The organism is Acinetobacter sp. NIOH-H-8, assembly GCF_046635365.1.
GTDB lineage: Bacteria > Pseudomonadota > Gammaproteobacteria > Pseudomonadales > Moraxellaceae > Acinetobacter.
This window is the reverse complement of the sequence record NZ_JBHDVN010000032.1, coordinates 26,200-32,326: the sequence shown is the minus strand read 5'-3', so window position 1 is coordinate 32,326 and position 6,127 is coordinate 26,200. Positions and strand designations below refer to the sequence as shown.

At 43.4% G+C, this 6,127-nt stretch carries 5 protein-coding genes; 3 read left to right on the top strand and 2 right to left on the bottom strand.

All coding sequences use genetic code 11. From position 1 onward, the window contains the following. The first annotated feature begins 382 nt into the window (after positions 1-382). Positions 383-1,588 carry an Obg family GTPase CgtA gene (cgtA, locus tag ACEWB7_RS12125; protein ID WP_034703661.1) on the top strand — a complete coding sequence of 402 codons (1,206 nt, stop codon included), beginning with the start codon at positions 383-385 and terminating at the stop codon, positions 1,586-1,588. Between the two features lie 27 nt (positions 1,589-1,615). After that, positions 1,616-2,749, top strand: a complete 1,134-nt coding sequence (proB, locus tag ACEWB7_RS12120) for a glutamate 5-kinase (protein ID WP_005234922.1) — start codon at positions 1,616-1,618, stop codon at positions 2,747-2,749. A gap of 55 nt (positions 2,750-2,804) precedes the next feature. Here the strand turns inward: proB and ACEWB7_RS12115 are convergent, their stop codons facing one another. Further along, the gene (locus ACEWB7_RS12115; RefSeq protein WP_034703659.1) at positions 2,805-3,401 is read right to left on the bottom strand and encodes a phosphatase PAP2 family protein; all 597 of its coding nucleotides are present in this window, start codon (positions 3,399-3,401) and stop codon (positions 2,805-2,807) included. Positions 3,402-3,568: 167 nt separating this feature from the next. Further along, positions 3,569-4,270 (bottom strand): SIMPL domain-containing protein, encoded by a 702-nt coding sequence (locus ACEWB7_RS12110; RefSeq protein ID WP_034703657.1) that lies wholly within the window; start codon positions 4,268-4,270, stop codon positions 3,569-3,571. A 483-nt stretch (positions 4,271-4,753) separates the two neighbouring features. Here ACEWB7_RS12110 and ACEWB7_RS12105 point away from each other — a divergent pair, with 483 nt between their 5' ends. Continuing rightward, the gene (locus tag ACEWB7_RS12105) at positions 4,754-6,127 is read left to right on the top strand and encodes a diaminobutyrate--2-oxoglutarate transaminase (RefSeq protein ID WP_034703655.1); all 1,374 of its coding nucleotides are present in this window, start codon (positions 4,754-4,756) and stop codon (positions 6,125-6,127) included.

The following is a 6,127-nucleotide window of genomic DNA, read 5'->3' as shown; positions in this document are numbered from 1 at the left end:
TTTAACGTCTGATAATTTTTGAATATCTTTGAATTTCATCCAAGAATTATCCCTTGAATTAAATAATTTTGCTGATTAATTTAAGATCAAATAAATTGTACGTTTTTTGATTTATGACGGAAGTCTAATGAAGATGCTTAAAATATAAGAAGAATTACCTCGATTCTGAAATAAGGGAAAACATTTTTATAATTCTTATTTTGTATAAGTTCCTCACAATAACTTCTTGATAAATCGGCAATCTATATCAGCTTTTTGCTTGAATAATATAAAATAATCTTAAATTGCGTCTTCTTCATGGAAAGCCCAATAAATATAGTCGAGAAATGCTTTAAAATATGGCAGAATAGGCGGTTTTTAAAGTTTTTAGAGGATTGGCATTATGCGCTTTGTTGATGAAGCAGTCATTACCGTAGAGGCTGGCGACGGTGGCAATGGCGTAGCCAGTTTTCGCCGTGAAAAGTTCGTACCATTTGGTGGTCCAGATGGTGGTGATGGTGGTCGTGGCGGCAGCATTTATATTCAGGCTGACGACGACACGAGTACCCTTGTAGATTATCGTTATACCCGTAAATTTCGCGCTGAACGTGGTAAAAACGGTGCTGGCGCAAACTGTGCTGGTCGTGGTGGCGAATCAGTTATTTTAAAAGTTCCTGTGGGAACAACTATCGTCGATTCAGAATCTGGCGATATTATTGGCGATCTGGTTGAAGATGGCCAGAAAGTATTAGTAGCACATGGCGGCCAAGGTGGTTTGGGTAATACTCACTTCAAATCATCAACCAACCGTTCTCCGCGTAAATGTACGCATGGTACTAAAGGCGAATTCCGTGAAATCCGTCTGGAGCTGAAAGTACTGGCTGATGTTGGCTTGCTCGGCATGCCAAATGCAGGTAAATCAACCTTTATCCGTGCAGTCTCTGCAGCAAAACCAAAAGTGGCGGATTATCCATTTACAACCATGGTGCCTAACCTGGGTGTAGTGGATGCGGATCGTCACCGTTCATTTGTAATGGCGGATATTCCAGGTCTGATCGAAGGTGCGGCAGAAGGTGCAGGTCTCGGGATTCGCTTCCTGAAACATTTGGCACGTACCCGTATTCTGCTTCACATTGTCGATGTTCAACCGATTGACGGTTCAGATCCAGCTTACAATGCCAAAACGATTTTGAATGAGTTGCAAAAATTCTCCCCAACACTTTCAAAATTACCGGTGGTATTGGTTCTGAATAAGGTCGATCAGCTTGCTGTAGATACTCGCGATGAATGGTGTAATCACATTCTTGAAGAATTGCAGTGGGAAGGTCCTGTCTTTAAAACTTCAGGCTTAACGGCTGAAGGAACTAAGGATGTGGTGTATTACCTGATGGATCAAATCGAGCAGCAACGCGAACGCGAAGTTGAAGATCCTGAATACGCAGCAGAGATGAAAGAATTCCGTGATCAGCTTGAAGCTGAAACACGTGAACAAACGATTGCTGCGAAAGAAGCTTATCGTGAAATGCGTCGCGCTCAACGTCTGGGCGGCGATGACTTTGATGATGAAGATGATGACGACAGCGACGTAGAAGTATATTACGTACGTTAATCTTTTAAAGATAAGTCTGAGGACAAGATGATAGAAGTGGTAGATGGGCAACGTCAGCTCAAGGGTTGTAAACGAATCGTTGTTAAAATCGGATCATCTTTACTCACAGCAAACGGGCAAGGTTTAGATTTAGATGCGATCTCGCATTGGGCGGGACAAATCGCGGATCTACACAATGCCGGACACGAGATTATTCTCGTTTCTTCCGGAGCTGTGGCTGAAGGTATGGTTCGAATGAAACTTGAGAATCGACCCACCGATCTACCCAGTCTTCAGGCTTGTGCTGCCATTGGTCAGATGGGTTTAATCCAGACCTGGTCAAGTGTGCTGGAAAAACACAGCATTCAAACTGCTCAGGTGTTATTGACTCATGATGACCTGGCAGACCGTCGTCGTTATCTGAATTCTTGTGATGCTTTGCAGCACCTGATTGATTGGCATGTGATTCCGGTCATTAATGAAAATGACACGGTTTCTACTGACGAAATTCGCTTTGGTGATAACGATACCTTAGCTGCGATGGTGGCGGGACAAGTTCACGCAGATCTGCTGATTATCCTGACTGATCAGGAAGGCATGTTTGACTCGGATCCACGTTCTAATCCGGATGCCAAACTGTTCCATACCGTGCGTGCCATGGATGAAAGCCTGTTTGATATGGCAGGCGGCGGCGGAAAATTTGGTCGTGGCGGTATGCTGACTAAAGTTCGTGCTGCACGTCTGGCTGCGAAATCTGGTTGCCCAACCTTGATCGCTAGTGGTGATAGTGACAATGTTTTATCGCGCCTGATGGCAGGTGAAATGTTGGGTACGTTATTTATCACTGATGATGATCGCATGACTGCACATCAGCAATGGTTAGCAGCGCATCTGCAAACTGCAGGTCGTTTGGTAATTGATGATGGTGCGGTTAAAGCCATCAAAGAGAATCACCGTAGCCTGTTGCCGGTCGGTGTCAAAGCGGTAGAAGGACATTTTGACCGTGGTGATGTGGTTGAATGTGTTGACCGACAAGGTCACCGTATTGCTGTAGGACGTGTCAACTTCAGTTCGCGTTCAGCGGAAATTGTCAAAGGTCTGGCATCAGATAAAGTGCATCAGGTCTTGGGTGAAGCACGTTCTTTAGAGATGATTCATCGCAATCATATGGCAATTTACTAAATTATTAAGATTAAAAAAATCCCGCTTTCGAGCGGGATTTTTTATGTCTGGAAATTTACTTCACCCAGCCCATCCGAATAAATGGCATAAACAGGAATTGATGAATACTGAGAATAAAGTTCATGATTTTATTCTCATATTTCCACCAGAGCGGTAAGCCAGCAAGATTGACTGCCAAAGCAATCAGGAATGCTCCCACCATATCAATCGGAAAATGTACACCCACATAAACCCGCGACCAAGCGACAAGCCAAGCAGTCCAGAGTAGGATTCGACCCAAATCACGTTGTGCTGAGAAATAATAGGCAAAGGCAATCCCGCTAAAAATACTCATGTGATTGCTTGGGAATGAGCCTGTAGGTGCGTGCTCAATCAGGGTTTGACCAACCTCCATGACAAAAGGGCGGGGTGTGTTTAGAACGGCAGATAATACCTCGCTAATCGACAAGGTGATTGCTGTGAAGATCGCAGCTTTAATAATCCCTGTTTTGATTTCACGACTGCCACGCAGCCAGGTAATAGCAAAAATCAGCAGAAATAAATACACCAGATCATGCGCTATCAGACTGGCATAGTTAATCATCCAGATCGAGGCTTGCTCAGGTACATTGAGAAGATGAAACAGATACAGGTTTAGTTGATCGAGTGACATGAGGAGAGAGAGGGCTGACACAAATGTCCGTTACTCTAAACCGATCAAAGCTCAATTCATATCTGAGTTTGTATGAATTTGTAGCATTGATTTTTCACAGAATATTCAAGTGATAAAAAACCACCCAAAAGGGTGGTTTTTAAACATCTGAACAATTTCATTAAGACTTATTTAAACTGAATAGAACCATTGGCATTGACGGTCATTTTGGATTCACCCGCTGCCATTTCCTGTTCTGGAACTGCTTCGGCATAAGCAGATTTGGCCATCGCCATGCGTGGCACAGGTGGATAACCCGAATTATTGGTGTTGATATTCAGATTCACCAGTTGATAGCCTGGTTTGTTCCAGGCTTGAGCCAGACTTTGCGCACGTTGCTGGAAGTTTTTCGAAGCTTCAAGCATCAGCTCGTTTTCTACTTTTTTGCGTTTTGCTTCAGATACTGTGAAGTTAATCGATTCAGTCTGGAAGTTTTGCTGTAGCTCAGCAATCAGCTGCGAGGCGGCTTTAAAGTCAGTCGATTCAATCCGTACCTGCGCACGAGCACGCCATTCTCTTAGCTTACGGTTGTCGTTATCGTAGACCGGATAGGTATGCTGTGAACCGGTTTCAATTTTTACCGTAGGATATTTTTTAGCAGTATTAATGGCCTGCGTCATCAACTGATTGATTTGTGCTGCCAGCTCAGCGGGCTGTTTATTGGATTTTTCAACAAATAAATTGGCGTTCATCAAGTCATTGGAAATATCGCGGCTGGCTTCTGCCGAGATATTCACCACATTATAATTCAAGGTTTCTTCAGGAGCTGCGAAAGCGGCAGAAGATAATGCGCCAAGCAAAGCAAGCGCTGAAAAAGAAGAAAGACGCATTTTGTTGTCCTGTTTTAGTGGAATTGTTGGCCTTTGGCCTTGTGCTGATCATAAAATACTAAGGTGGAAATGTGTTGATATTCCGAAATTATTGTCGTTGGATTGTTAAAAATATATTTTATTTATTGTAGATATATCGGAAATAAATGTGATTAAAATTATATGCTTATTGAGATAATTGTTTGATAATTACACTGTTGTATTCATGACAACAAAATTGCATAAAATGTTTAGGGTTCCTTGTCATTGCCATGCATAAAGTTGATAATTTAGACAGCAACATTTTTTGATATATTTTTTCAATAACAGCCGAGGCAAATTGATACTAAAAGTTGTTTATTTTCCTGAAAAAAACTGTATCATCCGCCTCTCCTAGTTACTGAATAGAAAATTGTCTAACTAGATTATATAAAGCACCGAGTCAAACGACCGCAAGTCACCAGACTTATTTCTTTCAACCCATATCAGAGATGGTAATTCGATATGAGCGTTTCTTCTGTAAATCCTGCCACCAATTCCACAAACGAATACTACTTGACTCGCCAAAGTCAGATGGAATCGAATGTGCGTAGTTATCCACGTAAATTACCGTTAGCGATAGCGAAAGCACAAGGTTGCTGGGTTACCGATGTTGAAGGTACGGAGTACCTTGATTGTTTAGCTGGGGCAGGGACATTGGCATTAGGCCATAATCACCCTGCGGTCATTCAAAGTATCCAGGACACACTTGCAAGCGGTCTTCCATTGCATACGCTGGATCTCACAACTCCTTTAAAAGATGCTTTTACTGAAGCACTTCTGGCTTACCTGCCAGGTGGCAAAGAAGAATATTGCTTACAGTTCTGTGGTCCATCTGGTGCAGATGCGACTGAAGCAGCGATTAAACTTGCCAAAACCTTTACTGGCCGTAGTTCAGTGATCAGCTTCTCTGGTGGCTATCACGGTATGACTCACGGTTCTTTGGCAATGACAGGTAACCTGTCTGCGAAGAACTCGGTGAATGGTTTAATGCCAGGCGTTCAATTCATGCCATATCCGCATGAATACCGTTGCCCATTGGGTCTAGGCGGTGAAGCGGGCGTTGATGCTTTGACTTATTATTTCGAAAACTTCATTGAAGATGTCGAAAGCGGTGTAACCAAGCCAGCAGCTGTGATTCTTGAAGCGATTCAAGGTGAAGGTGGGGTGGTAACAGCACCTGTAAAATGGTTGCAGAAAATCCGTGAAGTAACAGAAAAACACAACATCGTGTTGATTCTGGACGAAGTTCAAGCAGGCTTTGCGCGTTCAGGCAAAATGTTCGCATTCGAACATGCGGGTATCGAACCTGATGTGGTTGTAATGTCTAAAGCTGTTGGCGGTAGCTTGCCACTTGCAGTACTGGGTATTAAACGTAAGTTCGATGCATGGCAACCTGCTGGCCATACCGGTACTTTCCGTGGTAACCAGCTGGCAATGGGTACAGGTCTTGCGACGCTACAAACCATTAAAGAACAAAATCTTGCGCAAAATGCACAAGAACGCGGTGATTTCCTGCAAGCTGAACTGAAAAAACTGGCTGCTGAATTCCCATGTATCGGTAATGTACGTGGTCGCGGTCTGATGATCGGTGTTGAAATCGTGGATGAGCGTAAACCAGCGGATCATATGGGTTCTTTCCCTGCTGATGGCCAATTGGCTGCAGCAATTCAAACCGCTTGTTTCAACAACAAACTGTTGCTGGAAAAAGGTGGTCGTAACGGTACAGTAATCCGTTTACTTTGCCCATTGATCATCACTCAAGCTGAGTGTGAAGAAGTTCTGGTTCGCTTCAAGAAAGCGGTTGCTGAAGCTCTAATCGCAGTTCGAGGCGCATAA